Source organism: Proteiniborus sp. (assembly GCF_040308045.1).
GTDB lineage: Bacteria > Bacillota > Clostridia > Tissierellales > Proteiniboraceae > Proteiniborus.
Genome location: NZ_JAWRHZ010000039.1, coordinates 26,483 through 44,270, shown reverse-complemented (window position 1 = coordinate 44,270; position 17,788 = coordinate 26,483). Strand labels below are relative to the sequence as shown.

The 17,788-nt window shown below is 32.3% G+C and carries 22 protein-coding genes and 1 pseudogene; 6 read left to right on the top strand and 17 right to left on the bottom strand.

What is annotated here, in order from left to right:
* Positions 1 to 7 precede the first annotated feature (7 nt).
* The 7 genes from ABV008_RS07620 to ABV008_RS07590 all read right to left on the bottom strand — a co-directional run bounded on the left by ABV008_RS07620 (position 8) and on the right by ABV008_RS07590 (position 4,692).
* Complete coding sequence (locus ABV008_RS07620) at positions 8 to 193, bottom strand: hypothetical protein (protein WP_352419224.1); 186 nt, start codon at positions 191 to 193, stop codon at positions 8 to 10.
* A 63-nt stretch (positions 194 to 256) separates the two neighbouring features.
* Entirely contained in the window at positions 257 to 913 is a 657-nt protein-coding gene (phoU, locus tag ABV008_RS07615; RefSeq protein WP_352419223.1) for a phosphate signaling complex protein PhoU, read from the bottom strand.
* Positions 914 to 927: 14 nt separating this feature from the next.
* A complete protein-coding gene (gene pstB / locus ABV008_RS07610) occupies positions 928 to 1,683 on the bottom strand; it encodes a phosphate ABC transporter ATP-binding protein PstB (RefSeq protein ID WP_352419222.1) in 756 nt (251 codons plus the stop codon).
* A 42-nt stretch (positions 1,684 to 1,725) separates the two neighbouring features.
* Entirely contained in the window at positions 1,726 to 2,547 is an 822-nt protein-coding gene (gene pstA / locus ABV008_RS07605; protein WP_352419221.1) for a phosphate ABC transporter permease PstA, read from the bottom strand.
* 1 nt (position 2,548) lies between these two features.
* Positions 2,549 to 3,397 carry a phosphate ABC transporter permease subunit PstC gene (pstC, locus tag ABV008_RS07600; protein WP_352419220.1) on the bottom strand — a complete coding sequence of 283 codons (849 nt, stop codon included), beginning with the start codon at positions 3,395 to 3,397 and terminating at the stop codon, positions 2,549 to 2,551.
* Positions 3,398 to 3,517: 120 nt separating this feature from the next.
* Positions 3,518 to 4,378, bottom strand: a complete 861-nt coding sequence (locus ABV008_RS07595; RefSeq protein WP_352419219.1) for a phosphate ABC transporter substrate-binding protein — start codon at positions 4,376 to 4,378, stop codon at positions 3,518 to 3,520.
* A 149-nt stretch (positions 4,379 to 4,527) separates the two neighbouring features.
* Positions 4,528 to 4,692, bottom strand: a complete 165-nt coding sequence (locus ABV008_RS07590) for a hypothetical protein (protein WP_352419256.1) — start codon at positions 4,690 to 4,692, stop codon at positions 4,528 to 4,530.
* 254 nt (positions 4,693 to 4,946) lie between these two features.
* On the opposite strand from ABV008_RS07590, the gene ABV008_RS07580 reads away from it, so the two are divergent.
* Positions 4,947 to 6,254: a redoxin family protein gene (locus ABV008_RS07580; protein WP_352419217.1), complete on the top strand. Its 1,308-nt coding sequence runs from the start codon at positions 4,947 to 4,949 to the stop codon at positions 6,252 to 6,254.
* A gap of 34 nt (positions 6,255 to 6,288) precedes the next feature.
* On the top strand, positions 6,289 to 6,732 hold the full coding sequence (locus ABV008_RS07575; RefSeq protein ID WP_352419216.1) for a winged helix-turn-helix transcriptional regulator: 444 nt from the start codon (positions 6,289 to 6,291) through the stop codon (positions 6,730 to 6,732).
* Positions 6,733 to 6,794: 62 nt separating this feature from the next.
* On the opposite strand, the gene ABV008_RS07570 is transcribed toward ABV008_RS07575, so the two are convergent.
* The 5 genes from ABV008_RS07570 to ABV008_RS07550 all read right to left on the bottom strand — a co-directional run bounded on the left by ABV008_RS07570 (position 6,795) and on the right by ABV008_RS07550 (position 12,299).
* Entirely contained in the window at positions 6,795 to 7,220 is a 426-nt protein-coding gene (locus ABV008_RS07570) for a YkvA family protein (protein ID WP_352419215.1), read from the bottom strand.
* Positions 7,221 to 7,458: 238 nt separating this feature from the next.
* Positions 7,459 to 7,605 carry a hypothetical protein gene (locus ABV008_RS07565; RefSeq protein ID WP_352419214.1) on the bottom strand — a complete coding sequence of 49 codons (147 nt, stop codon included), beginning with the start codon at positions 7,603 to 7,605 and terminating at the stop codon, positions 7,459 to 7,461.
* An 11-nt stretch (positions 7,606 to 7,616) separates the two neighbouring features.
* Positions 7,617 to 9,401 carry an ABC transporter ATP-binding protein gene (locus ABV008_RS07560; RefSeq protein ID WP_352419213.1) on the bottom strand — a complete coding sequence of 595 codons (1,785 nt, stop codon included), beginning with the start codon at positions 9,399 to 9,401 and terminating at the stop codon, positions 7,617 to 7,619.
* Positions 9,394 to 11,202, bottom strand: coding sequence for an ABC transporter ATP-binding protein (locus ABV008_RS07555; RefSeq protein ID WP_352419212.1), 1,809 nt, complete (start codon positions 11,200 to 11,202; stop codon positions 9,394 to 9,396). Before ABV008_RS07555 ends, ABV008_RS07560 begins: the two co-directional genes overlap by 8 nt.
* A gap of 17 nt (positions 11,203 to 11,219) precedes the next feature.
* Positions 11,220 to 12,299: an ArsR/SmtB family transcription factor gene (locus ABV008_RS07550; RefSeq protein WP_352419211.1), complete on the bottom strand. Its 1,080-nt coding sequence runs from the start codon at positions 12,297 to 12,299 to the stop codon at positions 11,220 to 11,222.
* A 388-nt stretch (positions 12,300 to 12,687) separates the two neighbouring features.
* Between ABV008_RS07550 and ABV008_RS07545 the strand changes: the two genes are divergently transcribed.
* Positions 12,688 to 14,076, top strand: coding sequence for an MATE family efflux transporter (locus ABV008_RS07545; protein WP_352419210.1), 1,389 nt, complete (start codon positions 12,688 to 12,690; stop codon positions 14,074 to 14,076).
* Positions 14,077 to 14,164: 88 nt separating this feature from the next.
* Here ABV008_RS07545 and ABV008_RS07540 read toward each other — a convergent pair.
* Positions 14,165 to 14,352: pseudogene (locus ABV008_RS07540) on the bottom strand (hypothetical protein); the annotation flags it as partial.
* Positions 14,353 to 14,682: 330 nt separating this feature from the next.
* On the opposite strand from ABV008_RS07540, the gene ABV008_RS07535 reads away from it, so the two are divergent.
* Together ABV008_RS07535 and ABV008_RS07530 are read left to right on the top strand one after the other, a co-directional pair.
* On the top strand, positions 14,683 to 15,096 hold the full coding sequence (locus ABV008_RS07535) for a Fur family transcriptional regulator (RefSeq protein ID WP_352419209.1): 414 nt from the start codon (positions 14,683 to 14,685) through the stop codon (positions 15,094 to 15,096).
* Positions 15,097 to 15,158: 62 nt separating this feature from the next.
* Entirely contained in the window at positions 15,159 to 15,653 is a 495-nt protein-coding gene (locus tag ABV008_RS07530; protein ID WP_352419208.1) for a rubrerythrin family protein, read from the top strand.
* Positions 15,654 to 15,757: 104 nt separating this feature from the next.
* Here the strand turns inward: ABV008_RS07530 and ABV008_RS07525 are convergent, their stop codons facing one another.
* The 4 genes from ABV008_RS07525 to ABV008_RS07510 all read right to left on the bottom strand — a co-directional run bounded on the left by ABV008_RS07525 (position 15,758) and on the right by ABV008_RS07510 (position 17,228).
* Positions 15,758 to 15,925, bottom strand: a complete 168-nt coding sequence (locus tag ABV008_RS07525; protein ID WP_352419207.1) for an IS3 family transposase — start codon at positions 15,923 to 15,925, stop codon at positions 15,758 to 15,760.
* 3 nt (positions 15,926 to 15,928) lie between these two features.
* The gene (locus ABV008_RS07520) at positions 15,929 to 16,216 is read right to left on the bottom strand and encodes a DDE-type integrase/transposase/recombinase (protein WP_352419206.1); all 288 of its coding nucleotides are present in this window, start codon (positions 16,214 to 16,216) and stop codon (positions 15,929 to 15,931) included.
* A 5-nt stretch (positions 16,217 to 16,221) separates the two neighbouring features.
* Positions 16,222 to 16,482, bottom strand: coding sequence for an IS3 family transposase (locus ABV008_RS07515; protein WP_352419254.1), 261 nt, complete (start codon positions 16,480 to 16,482; stop codon positions 16,222 to 16,224).
* Positions 16,483 to 16,646: 164 nt separating this feature from the next.
* Positions 16,647 to 17,228 carry a helix-turn-helix domain-containing protein gene (locus ABV008_RS07510; protein ID WP_352419205.1) on the bottom strand — a complete coding sequence of 194 codons (582 nt, stop codon included), beginning with the start codon at positions 17,226 to 17,228 and terminating at the stop codon, positions 16,647 to 16,649.
* Between the two features lie 317 nt (positions 17,229 to 17,545).
* Here ABV008_RS07510 and ABV008_RS07505 point away from each other — a divergent pair, with 317 nt between their 5' ends.
* The gene (locus ABV008_RS07505) at positions 17,546 to 17,788 is read left to right on the top strand and encodes a YeeE/YedE thiosulfate transporter family protein (RefSeq protein ID WP_352419204.1); all 243 of its coding nucleotides are present in this window, start codon (positions 17,546 to 17,548) and stop codon (positions 17,786 to 17,788) included.

Genomic DNA, 17,788 nt, shown 5'->3' with positions numbered 1-17,788 from the left:
CCTCTAATCAATTTGTAGGTACATAATCATGGTCAACAGTTATTACTGAGTGATAGTTTGGATTAAGCTTATAAATCCTTTCAGAAATAAGCTTAACTAGCTCATCATCACTCCACTTAAAGTCAAAAGGAACTACCACATCGAAAATCAAATTGGAATGACTTTTACCCCATACAACACGAAAATCATGCATACCTATTTCTGGTGATAAATTTTCAATAACATGTTCTACCTCTGCTCTTAGTCTAGTTGATATCTAGAAATTCAATGTTTCATGCTTACCTGTAATAATATATATTACCCATTCTGCCAAATTCGTAGCATGATCACTAATTCTTTCTATATATTTTGCCACTTGAGAAAGGATGATACCCTGTTCTACATAATCAGGATTCTTTTTCATCAACTCCTGTAAATCTTTTAATATTGCTTCATAGTATTCATCAACAATTTCATCCTTTTCACATACCTTTTTAGCCAGTTCTACATCTTTATTTACATAAGCATCTATCGCCTCTTTTACCATCTCACGTGCGACATCAGCTGCTTTAGGAACATCAATCAAAGGCTTTATATAGTTTTCTTCTTTTATCTTTAACATTAGCTCACTAATATCTGCTGACTGGTCTGCTATTCTTTCTAAATCTGTAATCATTTTAAGAATTGAAGTAATAAGCCTTAAATCCTTTGCTAGTGGCTGCTGTGTTGCTATTAGTCTAATACATTTTGCTTCTATTTCAGCATTCATGTCGTCTATAATATCGTCTTCTTCAACTACCTTTTTTGCTAATTCGATATCCTTATTTTTTAGAGCTAATATTGATTGATCAATTGATTTTTCTACAGCACTTGCCATCCTGACAAGGTCCAAGTTTAAATTTTCTAAGCTTTCGTCAAAAGCATATCTAACCATGCCATCCCCTCCTATTAACCAAATCTACCCGTAATATAATCTTCTGTACGTTTATCATAAGGATTACTGAAAATCTTTATTGTAGGTGAATACTCAACTACTTCACCATGTAAAAAGAATGCAGTATTATCTGATATACGTCCTGCTTGCTGCATATTATGAGTTACTATAATTATGGTATATTTCTCCTTTAGCTGTGAAGCTAAATCTTCTATTTTCAATGTAGAAATAGGGTCTAATGCTGATGTAGGCTCATCCATCAATAGTACCTCTGGCTCTACTGCCAACGCTCTTGCAATACACAGCCTTTGCTGTTGACCACCAGATAAACCTAAAGCATTCTTCTTTAATCTATCCTTTAACTCATCCCAAATAGCAGCAGAGCGTAAGCTCATCTCTACAATATCATCTAATTTAGCCTTGTTACGGACTCCATGAGTTCTGGGTCCATAGGCTACATTGTCATAAATACTCATCGGAAAAGGATTAGGCTTCTGAAATACCATTCCTACTTTTTTTCTTAATTCTATGACATCTACATTCTTGTATATATCTTGTCCGTCTAACTTAATTTCACCAGTTATTCTACAATTTTCTACTAAGTCATTCATACGATTTAATGTTTTTAAAAAAGTTGATTTACCACATCCTGAAGGTCCTATTAATGCCGTAATTTGCTTTTCAGGTATTGTCATATTTACAGATTTAAGTGCCTGCATATCTCCATAAAACAGATCTAAATCCTTTACTGAAAATTTCTCCTTATTCATTCCCTCACTCCTCTATCTATCTTTGACTAAAATACATCTTGTTTATACCCTCTTCATTCTTGAACCTATTTTATTCGCAACAAAATTAATTAAAGCCACAACTATAATCAATACTAATGCAGTAGCATCAGCTTGTTCAAAGGATATTCCTTCTTTAGCTAAAATGTATAAATGAACTGCTAATGTTCTTCCAGAATCCATGATACTTGATGGTAATCTTGGGACCATTCCTGCTGTCAAATATACTGCCGCTGTTTCTCCTACCACTCTACCTATACTCAATATTATAGCTGTTATAATTCCAGGCATAGCACTTGGCAATATTACTCTAAAAATAGTCCTAAGCTTTGATGCTCCTAAGGCTAGACTTCCTTCTCTAAAGCTTTTAGGCACTGCTTTTAGTGCTTCCTCTGTAGTTCTAATAATTGTAGGTAACACCATCATACTCAATGTAATTGCTCCTGAAATAAGTGAGAACTTTAATCCTAAAGCTATAACAAAAAATATCATACCAAACAATCCATATATTATCGATGGAATCCCAGCTAAGCTTTCAGTTGCAAATCTTATAAGACTAACTATTTTACCTGGCTTTGCATACTCTACCAAATATATTGCTGAGCACACTCCTATAGGAGTAGAAATTGCTATGGACAGTAACACAATATATAAAGTACTTATTATCATAGGAAAAATTCCTGGTACATCATCTGAAGCGTTATTTGTTAAGAATCTCCAACTTATTTCTGATATACCATTTGAGATAACGTATAATAAAATCCATGCAAGTGCACCAACTGTAATTAAGGCCGATGTCCAAATCAATACTTTAGCAATGGTATCCTTTAATCTTCTTTTACTCAACTTAATCACCTACCTTACTTGTCATTTTGCTGAGCACAATATTTAAAATCATTATAAAAGCAAATAAAATTACTCCAGTGGCAAACAACGCATCTTGGTGTAATCCAAAAGCATATGACATTTCCATAGCAATATTAGCTGTTAAAGTACGAATAGGTGCTAAAATTGAACCTGGAACAGCAGGAGTATTTCCTGCTACTAAAATTACTGCCATTGTTTCACCTATTGCTCTTCCTATTCCTAAGACTATCCCCGTAAGAATTCCTGAACGAGCAGCAGGTAGTATTACTTTAAAAATTGTTTGTATATGAGATGCTCCTATACCTAATGAAGCCTCCTTATATTCACTAGGCACAGCACGAATCGATGTTACAGAAATGTTAACTATAGTTGGCAATATCATTATACCTAACATTATGTTAACAGCTAGCAAGCTGTTCCCGGGACCACCTAAATAATTACTTATCATGGGTACTATAACTACTAATCCAAAGAAACCGTATACTACAGATGGAATACCTGCTAACAATTCAACTGCTGGCTGAACTATCTTGGCGATTCTTCTTGGTGCAATTTCAGCTAAAAACACTGCAGTTAACACCCCTATAGGAACACCTATTACTATAGCTCCTATTGTAGCTAATATAGAGCCAATTATCATAGGAAATATACCGAAAATATCCTGCATCGGTTTCCATACTGTCCCTAAAACAAAATCACCTAGGCCAATTGTAATTATTGCAGGAATGCCTTTAGCAAAGATATATATAGTAATTATTGCAACAGATAATACAGCAAATAAAGCGCATACAAAGAAGAAAATTTCGATTAACTTTTCACTTGACTTCATCTAATCACCTCTTCATTTTCAGGTTAAAAACATAAGAAATTAAAACGGAAGACAGACTCCAAGGATTTACAATGGAGTCTAGTCATCGTCAAAAGGGGGACATGTAACATTTTCTTTTAACTATTTTACTGGTATATATCCTTCACCAACTATTTTTTGTCCTTCACTACTCATAATGAAATCTATAAAAGCTTTTACCTCTGGTCTTAACTCACCCTTTGTTAACATTAAGAATGGTCTAGCCACTGGGTATTCATTTGATTGTATAGTTTCAACTGTTGCTTCAACACCATCAACTTTAACCGGTTTTATTGAATTATCTATATATCCAAGTGAAACATATCCTACAGCGGCTTGTTTAGTAGCTACATTTTGCTTTACAGCACCATTTCCTTCTGCAATTAAAGCTGTCTCAACAAGTGCATCTTCGATTTTTAATATTTCTTCAAATGCTCCCCTAGTACCTGAACCAGCTTCACGACTTACAACTATAATTTCTTTATCCTCTCCTCCAACTTCTTTCCAATTTGTGATTTCACCTTTGAATATTTTAGCAGCTTGCTCCGTAGTTAAATCAGATACAGAATTACTTGGATGAACTGCAATTGCAATACCATCTCTTGCTATAACATGCTCTGTTAATCCCCATTCTTTTTCCTCTGATTTAAGTTCACGAGAAGCAGTTCCAATATCTGCTGTTCCATCATTAGCAGCTTTTACACCTGCTGTTGAACCTACACCTTGTATATCAATTTGAACTCCTGTTTCAACACTTGCAAAAGCATCAGCTAACTCTTGTGCTAAAGGTTGTACAGAAGTAGACCCAATAATATTTATAGATCCCTTTAAAGTGCTTTCATTTTGAGTATTATTTTGAGTATTATTAGGAGTTTCATTACTATTAGAACCTGTACAGCCAACAAATGCTAATGATGATAACACAACAACTAATATTAAGCTAAGTATTTTTACTCTCTTCACAATAAACACGCTCCTTAAACTTTTAATTTCTGTCTACAATAATAATCTACATCCTCTTTGTTAAATCTGTATGTTTTGTATGTAAAATCTAAGTAAAATATTTTATTTCTATATAGCCTACGGATTTATAATAAGAAGATACCATAACACTAAAAAACTAAAAGGCAGTTCTTCCTAGTCATATGAATGACATAGAAAAACTGCCTCTGTTGTTCTAAGTTTTTTCCGTCTAGTTCATCTGCAATCCAAGCCTCATCTGCGCCACTAGTAAATGTTACACCTAGTCCCCAAAGCACTTGCAGTAAATAATCCACATATCACAAATCCAAACATTATATATCCTGGAGATGTACTATGTGTTCCAGGACTTATAGCTTACCCATGCGTTGTTATGCTAAGAAACTTAGTTCGTGTACCTTTTGGTATATCTTAATTAATGTAATTATAATACGGCAAACAAAACACCTCCTCGATTACTTGATTAGTTCATAACTTTATATTTTATAGTTACTTGATTTTTTAAACTCTCTATGGTAGAATGGAAAAAAAGTTCTTTAGAGGTGATTTTGTGATTAACTCATTAGTATCAACCAATAGTATTAGCTTTATTCTCGTGTTTTTAGAGGGATTTTTATCATTTTTCTCACCTTGTATAATTCCACTAATCCCTATCTATATGGGATATTTAGCTGGAAATACAGATGACATCGGCGAAGACGGAAGTATTAGCTATAATAGAAAAAAAGTGTTTTTTCATACTATATTTTTTGTATTAGGAATATCCTCTGCATTTTTTATTTTAGGGATGTCTTTTACTGCTATAGGTTCATTTTTTCAGAGTAATCAATTGTTGTTTACCCGTTTAGCAGGAATACTTATTATAGTTTTGGGTTTATTTCAGCTTGGTGTTTTTGAATTGAAATTTCTTAATAGGGATAGAAGGTTTAACTATAGATTAAGTAAGAAAAAAACAAATCCACTAATTGCATTTATAATGGGTTTTACTTTTAGCTTTGCTTGGACTCCTTGTGTTGGTCCTGCTCTTTCTTCTGTACTAATACTAGCATCAAGTGCAAGTAGCTCATTAACAGGGAATTTACTTGTATTATTGTATGCCATAGGATTTATTATACCATTCATGATATTAGGACTGTTTACTACCCAAGCTTTAAACTTTTTAGATAAGCATCAAAAGCTATTGAAGTATACGGTAAAAGTAGGGGGAGTTATACTAATCATCATGGGAGTTATGACCTTTACAGGGTGGATGAATGGTATATCAGGATACTTAAATTCTTTTGTTTCAACTTCTATTAGTGATAACAATGATAATCGACAAGAAAATCTAAAGGAAGATTTAGAGACCTCAGATATGCATAACAATGAACAGATAGAAGTTAATGAAGATTCTGAGACAAAAGATATTCCTATTATTGACTTTACATTGATAGACCAGTATGGTAACGAGCACACACTCTCTGATTATAAGGGCAAAGTAGTATTCTTAAATTTTTGGGCAACTTGGTGCCCTCCTTGTAGAAAGGAAATGCCAGATATACAATCACTCTATAATGAATATAATCAAAACCAAGATGATGTAATATTCTTAGGAGTTTCTAATCCAAGAAATGAAAACAATATAAATACACGTGAAGTAGATAAAGATGGAATAATCAGTTTCCTAAAAGAAAACGAATTAGATTTTCCCGTAGTATTCGATGAGTCAGGTGAAATCTTTAGTCTATATGGCATATCTTCCTTGCCTACTACTTTTTTGATAAACAAAGACGGTAATATTGTTGGCTATGCTCCTGGAATGCTTACAAAGGACATCATGAAAAGTGTTATTGAACAAACATTAAAATCTACAAATTAGAAAAGATTAATACTGTACGAAAGGAGTCTTTCAAATGAAGAATCAATACAACTTGCCCTGTAACATTGCACAAACCTTAAATATTATTGGTGACAAATGGACACTACTCATATTACGTCAGTTATCTAATGGTCACAACACTTATAATTCAATACTAGAAAATCTAGAAGGAATACCTAGTAATCTCCTCTCTAACCGATTAAAAAATCTAGAAGAAGATGGATTAATAATTCCTATCCTATACCAGTCACATCCTCCTAGATATAGATATGCTCTAACAGACAGCGGTAAAGATTTAGATGATGTTTTCTATAGCATTATCTTATGGGGTGAAAAGCATTTGGATAAATGCTATAAAGAGCTCATACACAATTCGTGTAATCATAATATTGAGCTACAGTATTATTGTCCACATTGTGAAAAGACTGTTAACAAAAATGAAATTACTGTAAAGGCGGGAAAGGATTATCCACGATAGTCCTTTCTGCTAAGCGTTACAAAAAATGTAATTATGATATGGAAACAAATCCTATCTTTGGTTTATTTCGATGTACTACTTTTCCACTCTTTGTAGTCATTAATATCTTTATCTATATGCTTTAGTATGAATCCAACTACCGAAACATCGTCAATTAACCCTAAAATCGGAATAGTATCTACAATCGCATCAACTGGAGACACAAAATATATTAATCCAATGATTATCATTATAATTGAACTCTTAGGTATTTTCTTATAGCTGCCATTCTTCCAATCTCTAACTAGTTCGAATAACAGTATCAACTTATCCCAAACTTTTTCTAATGGTGCTTTTCTTTTTCTAGCCTTTTTATTAGCTTTCTCGTAAAGTACCTGAAGCTTTTTTGGATTACTTAAATATTCTTGGGCTCTAATATTATGTTTTGATTTATATTCTTCAAAGTATTTTCTTCCGTCACTTTTTTCTTTGTCAGAATGATTGCTCATTATCAACCTCTCCTCTTTAGACATATGTCACTATTATTGTATTGGATATTTCTTGATTTTCTAAACAAATCGGTGCATATACATATTATGTCATAAAAATCAAACTCTAATTAAGTTTTTATGAATAGAGGTTATTTCACTAGAAAAATAATTTTTTTCAATTTGAAAAAGAGATATCACAAACTCATCTCTAACTAGTTTGTGATATCTCTATAGGTGCTCTTATAGTACTCTTATTTTATTTAGTAAATACTACATCTAAGGTTATAGTTCCATCTTCATGTTCAACAATGTTGTCTAATTTAATACTAGTTTCTGTACTCTTTGTGCTCCACTTAAATAAGGTACAGTTTCTAAAACTGTACCCTTCATCTTCGCCAAGCATTTAATGGCTTATTAATTAAATTGATAATTTACAGCCTGTGACTGGAATAGTTTATAATACAAGCTTTCTTTCTTTTCCATTAGATTTTCATGACTGTCAAAATCAGAAACTTTTCCTTCATCGATTATTAGTATTTTATCACAAAAAACACTACTGGACATTCTATGAGAAATATAGATTGCTGTCTTTCCACCTACTAGGTTATTGAAGTTCTCATAAATATCAGCTTCAGCCAGTGGATCTAGTGCAGATGTAGGCTCATCTAAAATGATAAGGGACGCGTCCTTGTATAAGGCTCTTGCTATGGCAACCTTTTGACTCTCTCCACCTGACATTTCTATTCCCTTTTCATCATAGGCTTTTCCAAACATGGACTTAATTCCATCAGGTAAACTGCTTATTTTTTCTTTTAAACCGACCTCTTCTATTAACTCCATAGTTTTATGAGCATCTTTATTTATTTCTTGGCATGTAATATTCTCCTCTATACTGAAAGCAAATAGCTTAAAATCCTGAAATACTGCTGCTATTCTCTTCATATAGCTTTCATGCTCGTATTCGAATATGTCGTGACCATTTATGAAAATTTCACCTGATGTAGGACGGTAAAGCCTACATATAAGCTTAATTAAAGTAGTTTTACCTGCACCATTTAATCCAACTATAGATATCTTCTCTCCGCTTTTTATTTCAAATGAGATATCCTGTAGCACTAGCTTATCACTTCCAGGATATTTAAAGGAAACATTTTTGAACTCTATAGTCTTAATATCACCTATAAATTCCAAGCTTCCTCCTATTTTGCCTTCGTCTGGCAGAGACATAAATTCCATAAAAGGATCCAAATATCCAAGCATTTGAGCGACAGTCATGATGTTCTTTCCAAATTCAGCCGTAGCAGTTGTGAAATTAATTGCTGCTGAAACATACATAGTAAAAGAGCCCAAACCTATTCTTGGTCCAAGTATATCTGTTATCACCCTAAGACCTACATAACCATACGCAATTGCTGCCTGTAAATCATTGATAACTCCGTATAATCCTAGATATTTACCTTGTTTCTTATAGTAACCACTGAACCATTCATTTATTTCAGCATTATATTTAGTTACACGGTCAGTCATCATTTTGCTCATACCATAAAGTCTTATATCTTTTTGAAGTTTATCATTATAACAAAGGCTTACATAATAGCCATATCTTCGGTTAATAGGAATTATTTCCTGGAAAAAGTTGATTTGATATTTCATAAAAAATCTATATATTAGTAAAGATAAACCAATTGTTAGAGCAAGAAAAATTACTAGTAAAGGGCTAAGCATAAACATAATAGCCACAAGTCCTATGATAGTCACAAGATTTTTTAGCATTGCAGCTACACTATTTATCATATTCTGCATTGCACCTTGGTTGTTAGATGCGAAAACTGCCCTCTCTTTTAAATCCAAATAGTATGGATTTTCAAGATAAGAGAACTCAACATTCATAATCTTTTCAGCCATTGCCTGACTCATTTTTTCACGCATATATATGTTTTTTACATCCATAATGCGCTTCATGGTATTTGATAAAAGTGCAAATAGTAAATTCGATAGCACAATCATAGAGCCTATTAGAACTAGCATCTCTATCTGTCTTCCCCCTACTAACTCATCTATTAAATATTTAGGAAGAATTACATTTATAAAAATCTGACCACTGCTTATTAGTGTACTAAGAATAAGAAGAATAATATAGGAAGGTGAAATTTTCCATGAAAGTGAGAAAAACATTTTAAATTTTTTAAAATTATTCATATGCTAATCCTCCCTCATTATAATACTTGCCTTGAATGGTAAACATTTCATAATAGCTGCCACGCTTTTCCATAAGCTCTTCGTGGCTTCCATATTCCTTTAGTCCATCATTATCAAACAAAGCAATGTTGTCGCAAAACTTTGTACTAGCCAATCTATGAGAAACATAAATTGCAGTTTTGCCCTTAACTAGCTCACTAAAGTTTTCATATATTTCTGCTTCTGCCAGCGCATCTAATGCAGCAGTTGGTTCATCCATTATTACCATGTTAGCATCTTTATAGAGTGCTCTTGCTATGGCAAGCTTTTGGCTTTCGCCACCTGAAAACTCAGTACCATTTTCATCAATTATCTTAAGCATCATTTGATTTAATCCTTTTGAGAAGCCCTTTACCTTTTCCCCAAGTCCAACCTTGTCAAGTGCAGTTAAAACCCTATTTTCATCTATTTTATCAGAATTACAAGCAACATTTTCTCCTATTGTATACGCAATTACGTTAACGTCCTGAAATACTACTGAAAACATAGAAAACAATTCTTTCTTATTAAATTCTTTTATAGGAATTCCATTTATTAAAATCTCTCCCTCTGTAACATTAAAAAGTCCTGTCATTAACTTAATCAACGTACTTTTACCTGCTCCGTTGATACCTACAATGGCCAGCTTCTCGCCTTTTTTGATTTTGAAATCTAAGTTTCTAAATATATATTTTTCCGTATTAGGATATTTAAAGCTTACATTCTTAAACTCAATTTCTAGGGTATCATCCTCAATAGCTTCTCTTGTTCCTCCCTTTTCGCCTAAGTCCTTATCCATAAACTCGTAGAAATCGTGCACATACTGTCCTTCATTTATGGTAAAAGAGATATTTTCTATTAATGTCTTCATAAGTAGAGATAAACTAACTATTGCAGCCAAATACATAGAAAAGTCCGCTATAGACATGCCATTTACAGTTTTATAGATAAGTATACCGTAAGTAGCCGCATCACTTAGCAAAAGTGTAATTAACCCTAAAAATCCTAATGCATATTGTTTATTAGCAATCATCTTATGTATATTCATGTATCCTGAGATTTCTTTAGAGTAATTGTTTAAAATCCTATCTTTAAAGCTATAAATTCTAATGTCTTTTCCATAGGCAAAATCATGAGTTGTTGTATAATAATACTGCTTTCTTCTTTCTGCATGAGTCAGAGCCTGACGCTTATTGTATCTATAATTATGAACTCTTCTACTGATCCACATAGAAACTAAAATATTTAGAATTAGTCCTAATAGTATGAAAATATTTAGCATACCTACAAACACTATAAAAGCCAGTGTTGTTAAAAGCATAGGTGGAGTTTCAAACAGCTTATGATACACTCCTTCTACTCCGTTATTGTTACTGCTGGTTGCCTCCATAGCTCTACCATTGTTTTCAAAAAAGGTTGCATCCTCCATATACCTATAATCAACGCTAACAATCTTATCGAACATGTCCCTGATATAATCAATTCTAAGTCTTGTAATCTGAGGATAGGTAAAATCCTTCACATAGGTTTGAACAAAACCAAATACAGATGTTAGCAGCAGGTAGCCTAATATAATATTAATTATATTTCTTATAGTTGCAGCACTACCTAAAGACAATTCTCCGATTAGAAGCTTAGGAAGCACAACTGAAAAAAATGGGTATATTGCTGCCGTAATAGTATAGATTACAAAATATACATATATCTTTTTGTTTTGATCGCTTACGTTTTTAAGTAAGCGCTTTATCATTTTAGTAAAAGGATAGCTAAGTTTTCCCTTCATACATACTCCCCCTAGTATTAATTTACTGCTAGACTTTTTATTGAATTGCCTATGCTTTCTAACTTTTCACCATTTACTTCATAAAATACTTTTCTTGCATTTTCATCTCCAACTGTAATTGAAATCAATTCTGATTTAAGTAAGGTACTGATATGATGCGATACAGTTGCAGGTGTTAATCCTAGGTCTTCAGCCAGCTCTTGTAAGTACATTTTCCTCTCCAAAAGAATGTGTATCATCTTAAGTCTTGTAGCATCTCCTAGAGCCTTTAAATCCGTAATCAAATCATTATCATTGAATCGATTTTTTTCCTTTAAATTTACTAGAGAAATGAAATAAATACCTAAATAATAATAATTCATATCAATATGAATCCCAAAATTAAATCTATTAAAATGAAATATGGTCAAGTAAATATCACAATCAAATTGTGATTTTATTTTTAGACCTACAGATTTATCAAGAAGCTTCTCTAAATCCTCTGTATTAGATAATGCTTCTAAAGCTTTTTCAAAATCTTCTTTAATAATATTGAAGTGCTTTTGACAAATAGGTACACATGATAGAAGCATTTCCCAAAGTTCTTTAATAGTGTCATGTCTTGTGTGATATAACTTTATTAACTGCATTTTAAATGCATCATCTATGCTAATATCGTTAAGTGCCTCTACTAAATCTGAAAGATTATTTATGGTTAATTCCTTATTTCCCGCTTCAATTGTATATTCTGATATGGTACTTACTAAATACTCAATAATCAGCTTATCAATATCAGTATCATTCATATCTAATTTTGCGCTTTTTCCCCAAAAGACTACTATAGATACTCCAAGACAAAAATCCGCTTCTATTTCAATCTCCAATGGCTGAAATAGCCATTTTAATGAAGAATAATTATTGTAAATAGGTATAATTTCCTTTAATACTGCTTTTTTATAAGCCTTATATTTTTTAAAGTAATCAGTCATTTCCTCTTTTGTCATACCAAATTTATTATGATTTTCTATTACTTTCTCTTCATTTTCTATATATTGCTCTGAAATACTTGCTGCTGCTTCAAATAACCAGTTCGGTGTATTATGAATAGTATGATTCATTAGTACTTCCTCCTTATCCTTTCTAAGTTATATATATCACTATATTAGATGGATGTCAAATATATTTTGTGTTTATCTAATAAGTGTAATACAAGGTCAACAAAATTCTGACTATAAGCCATTCCATAAGGCTATAACCAGATTTAAGGGTAATGTTGCTTTAGATATCAAATCACTTTTTACGTCTAAAACCGAAATGCTAAAAAAAGTTCTACTATTATAATCATTACTCCAAACTCTGATAAGGAAATAGGCTCAATAGGAATTCAGTTTTGTTTTGAATCCTAAATTGACAAACTGTAATAATTAATATAAACTATATTTTACCTGAGTTTAAATAAATATAGATAATTCTTACAATATATAGAATTTTTTAGGGGGTAGATATATGGTAAAAATCAAAGAACTATTTGCAGCCAAGGATTTAACTGAAGGTACTCCTTGGAAACGAATCATCGAATTTGCGATTCCAATGTTAATTGGAAATATAGCACAACAGTTTTATAACACTGCTGACTCTATTATTGTGGGAAAATATGTGGGCGACAATGCCCTTGCTGCTGTTGGTAGCTCTTCCCCCATATTGAATCTTTTACTTGTACTCTTTGTCGGGATTGCTGTAGGTGCAGGTATAATGGTATCCCAATATTTTGGAGCTAAGGATAGAGAAAAACTTTCTCACACTATAGGAATATGTATTTCCCTTACTGCCATAGCATCAATAATAATTATGATTATCGGCCCTCTTGTAACACGTCCAATGCTTCATTTTCTTAACACACCAGATACTATTATTGATTGGTGTGCAAATTATCTTAATATTTTCTTCGTTGGAATTTCTGGATTTGCCTATTACAATATTTTAGCAGGCGTACTGCGTGGACTTGGTGACTCATTATCAGCACTTATATTTTTACTTATTTCAACAGCTTTGAATGTAGTACTTGACCTATTGTTCGTGGCAAAATTCAACATGGGTGTTCCAGGTGTTGCGCTTGCAACTGTTATGGCACAAGGAATATCAGCAATTCTTTGTCTTATTAAGCTATTAAAGATGAAAAATAACTTTGATGTTAGCTTGAAAATGCTGAAATTAAATAAAGAATATTCCCTTAAATTAATAAAGCTTGGTCTACCTTCAGGCTTGACTCAAGCAATATTTTCTCTTGCAATGATTGTTGTACAATCACTAACTAATAGCTTTGGAGAAATGGTTATAGCTTGTAATGTTATTGTTATGCGTGTAGATGGATTTGCTATGATGCCAAACTTTTCTTTTGGAAGCGCAATGACAACATATGCAGGACAAAACATAGGTGCAAAAAAAATGGATAGAGTTGACAAGGGAACTAAGCACGGCACCTTGATTGCAGTTGGAGTGTCAACCGTAATAACTATCACTATTCTAGTTTTTGGTAGGTATCTTATGGGAGTCTTCACTGACACTAAAGAACTAGTTGATTTAAGTATGCACATGATGAGAATTCTTGCAGTAGGTTATATTGCAATGGCTGTAACTCAATGCTTATCTGGGGTTATGCGTGGTGCAGGTGATACAATGACACCTATGTGGATTTCACTTATTACTACAGTTGTTCTTCGTGTACCTGTAGCCTACACCATAGCTTACTTTACGCGAAGTTCAGCTTATCCTACAGGAAGACCAGAATCCACATTTATTTCCTTACTTGTATCTTGGACAATGGGAGCATTAATTACTACAATTTTCTTTAAAAGAGGTAAATGGCGTAAGAAAAGCATTGTTAATGAGGCATAGTCCCAAAAACGAGGAAGTCAGCTTAGACTCCTCGTTTTTTTATTCTAGTTATTAAGTTCCACAGAAGGTTCTATAAGGTTTAGTAGTATGCAATGTATTCAAAAGTACCTACATGTATATAGTAGCAGCCACACGAGTGGGAATTGCACCAGGTAATTCTGTTTCACGCATTACCATATCACCTGTAGTCACCACTGCTAAGCTACGAGTAGTTGGAATTCTTCCTGAACCCTTAAGTTGAATATCAAATCTTTCTCCATCTGGAGTTAGTTGCTCGCTATTATTTTGTCTCTATTATAATATTTCTTTTCTTTTTCAAATTTTTTTGAATCCTAGATTTCTTGTATGTTGCATTGCCAATTCACTATATCTACAAAACTTTTTTGCTTTAATTACTTACTTAACATAATTATTATATCCTTACTTAGCAGGGATGACTCTTACAAGTACTTTTACCTTTACTTCAATAATTGCCAACCATATTTCTAAAAAATTATTTTTTAATGCTTGACAAATTTTATTATTAAAATTATAATTAAGTTGCAATCATTACAAGTTAATACTCAATACATTAAAATGATTAATTTAAATTAGGATGTGTATTAAATGAAAATAACTTTTGAAGATTTATCAAAAGAATTAAAAAATAAAAATATACGACTATCACATCAAAGACTTAAAGTATTAGAGTATTTAGCTAATCACAAATGTCATCCTACTGTAGATCAAATATACAATAATCTACACAATGAGATACCTACCCTTTCAAAGACTACTGTATATAATACGTTAAATGCTTTGGTAGAAGCCGGAATTGTAAGACTAATAAATATAGGGGATAATGAATCTAGATATGATATAAATACAGAAAATCATGGGCATTTTAAATGTGAATCTTGTGGTTCCATATATGACTTTGAAATAAATATAGATTCATTTGACTCAAAGGATTTAAACGGCTTCAAGATAAATAATAAAGACGTATACTTTAAGGGAATTTGTCCAAGATGTACTAATTGATGCAATGATTTACTCAACTTAGGTCAACTAAAAATAAATTTAAATAAATGGAGGAGATAAATATGTCAGAAAACAAAACACTTCAAAATTTAATGGATGCATTTGCTGGTGAGTCTCAAGCTAATAGAAAGTACATAGCTTATGCAAAGAAAGCAGAGGCTGAAGGAAAAACTAACGCTGCTAAACTATTCAAGGCAGCTTCAGATGCAGAGGCTTTACATGCTCAGAAGCATTTAGAAGTAGCGGAAAAAATCCTATCAACCTCAGAAAATCTTAAGGATGCAGAGAATGGTGAAATATACGAATTTGAAAGTATGTATCCAGAATTCTTAAAGGTTGCTGAAGAAGAAGGAAACAAGGCAGCAATTAAAACATTTACTTTTGCAATGGAAGCTGAAAAGGTTCATGCTAAGCTTTATAGAGAAGCACTAGAAACTATTGATGAAACTGAAGAAGTATTCTACTATCTTTGTCCTGTTTGTGGTAACATTGAAAAGCTTGTGCCAGAAAAATGCAGCATATGTGGTGTACCAGGTTCAAAATTTATTAAATACTAAAATTAATGCACTGAGCAATCTGAACATGTCCCTGTCAAGTAGACAGTGGAAACAATAAAAAACTTTTTATACGCCAATCATTAAATCATGGTTGGCGTAATTTTTTATGCACTTATACCCAATAGATAATCTCTGTATTCTAATGGGGTCATGCACTTTAACCTCTTCTGATATCTACGGTTGTTGTAATAATTTATATACTCCATAACAGCAGACTTTAATTCATCATAGGTGTTTAATTTTTTAAGGTAATACATTTCGGACTTTAACATTCCTCAAAATGCTTCCATAGGGCCATTATCTATACATCTTGATACTCTAGATATACTCTGTGTCATACCTGCATCATCTAGTTTCTTTTTTAATGATTTACTTGTGTATTGATATCCTCGGTCGCTGTGAAAGATTGGTTCGCTATTTGGATATTTAGAATGTGCTATATCGAAGGTATCAAATACCAGTTTGTTATTATTTGAATGACCTAATACAAAGGATACAATACTTTTATCTGCAAGATCCAATATAGCACTAAGGTATGCCTTGCCTCCAGTTCCATACTTCATTTCGGTTAAATCTTAAGCCATTTCTCTCCAAATTTATATGATTTAAAATCTCGATCAAGTATATTATCAGCTGTAATTTCAGGAGTCGATTTAATGTAATTTTTCCTCTTTTTACGGCATACTGATTTTAGATTTAAAATATCCATTAGACGATAAATTCTTTTGTGATTAACTTTTAAATCATACTCACGATTAAGTTTAATTGTCATTTGTCTGTAGCCTAATATTCCATTTCTTTCTTCATAAGCATCTTTAATTAATGGAATTAGTTCTTTATTAAATCTTTCATTATTGCTATCTTTCCTATTAAGCCATTTGTAGTAGGATGCTCTTTGTATACCTGCTATTTTACATAATTCATTTATTAGATACTTTTTTGTATCATGTAATTCTCTTATAGATAAATATATATTTTCATACCTTACTTGGCTTAAAAACGCCCCCTTTCTAACTCTTTCAGCTTTTTTAAGAAATCAAGCTCCATTTGCTTTCTTTTATTTTCTGCCTGTAATAATTTATTCTCTGCTTTTAACTTTTCTAATTCAGAGACTTCTTCTACGGATTTTCTTTTACCACGTCTATCTTGAAGTGCTTCAACCCCATCCTTTTTATATTTTAACATCCATGAATAGACCTGCTGATATGATACCTGGAAATGCTCTGCTGCTTTAGCATAATTATATTCATTTTCTATACAATATTTTACTATTTCAATTCGCTCTTCATAAGTTGTTTTACGTCCTTTAGTCATGATTGGTATTCCTCCAGTTCCAGAAGATTTTAGTTCCTCATGACTATTATACTTAATAATCCAGTCTTTTAACTGTCTTGTTGATTTTATTCCATATTTTTTACATATGTCTCTTAGTGATCCTTCTTCTGAAAGATAATCATTAACAGCCATATTTTTAAGTTCTTCTGAATAAGAGGTGCTTTTAGATGTAGTATTTAATCCAGATATTCCCAAGGATTGATAGTTTCGAATCCAACTTTCTAAAGATGATTTATTCACACCAATTATCTTAGCAATATTTATTATTATACCAATAGGTGTATCTACTCAATTTAGCGTTGCTTCAGGTATTGTTCACAATCTGATTGATCCAAGTGTAATACAAGAAGATTCCGAAAACCCCTCAGGCTATTCAAGTACCAACGCTTATTATAATAAGTCAGAAGGAAGTATAGCAAAATCCATAAAAAACCCTATAAATTATGATTTTATATTTGTTCTTGCAATCCCTTTAGGTGCAATAGTAGGATATTTCCTAGATAAAAAAATCAAATCAAAAAAAGAAGAGAATTCAGAAGAATTAATAGTTAAGAACGATGATATGGAGTTATTGCCTACAGCTAAAAAAAACATTTTTACGAAATTATGCCCTTACATTTCTAGGGGGATTTTTAATATTATTTGGTGCTAGGATGGCAGACGGATGCACTAGTGGACATATGATGAGCGGTATGATGCAAGGTAGTGCAAGTGAGTTTTTATTTGCTGCTGCAGTTTTTGCCTCAGCTATTCCAACTGCAATAATAACTAAGAAAATAAATACTAGAAAGGCAGGTTAG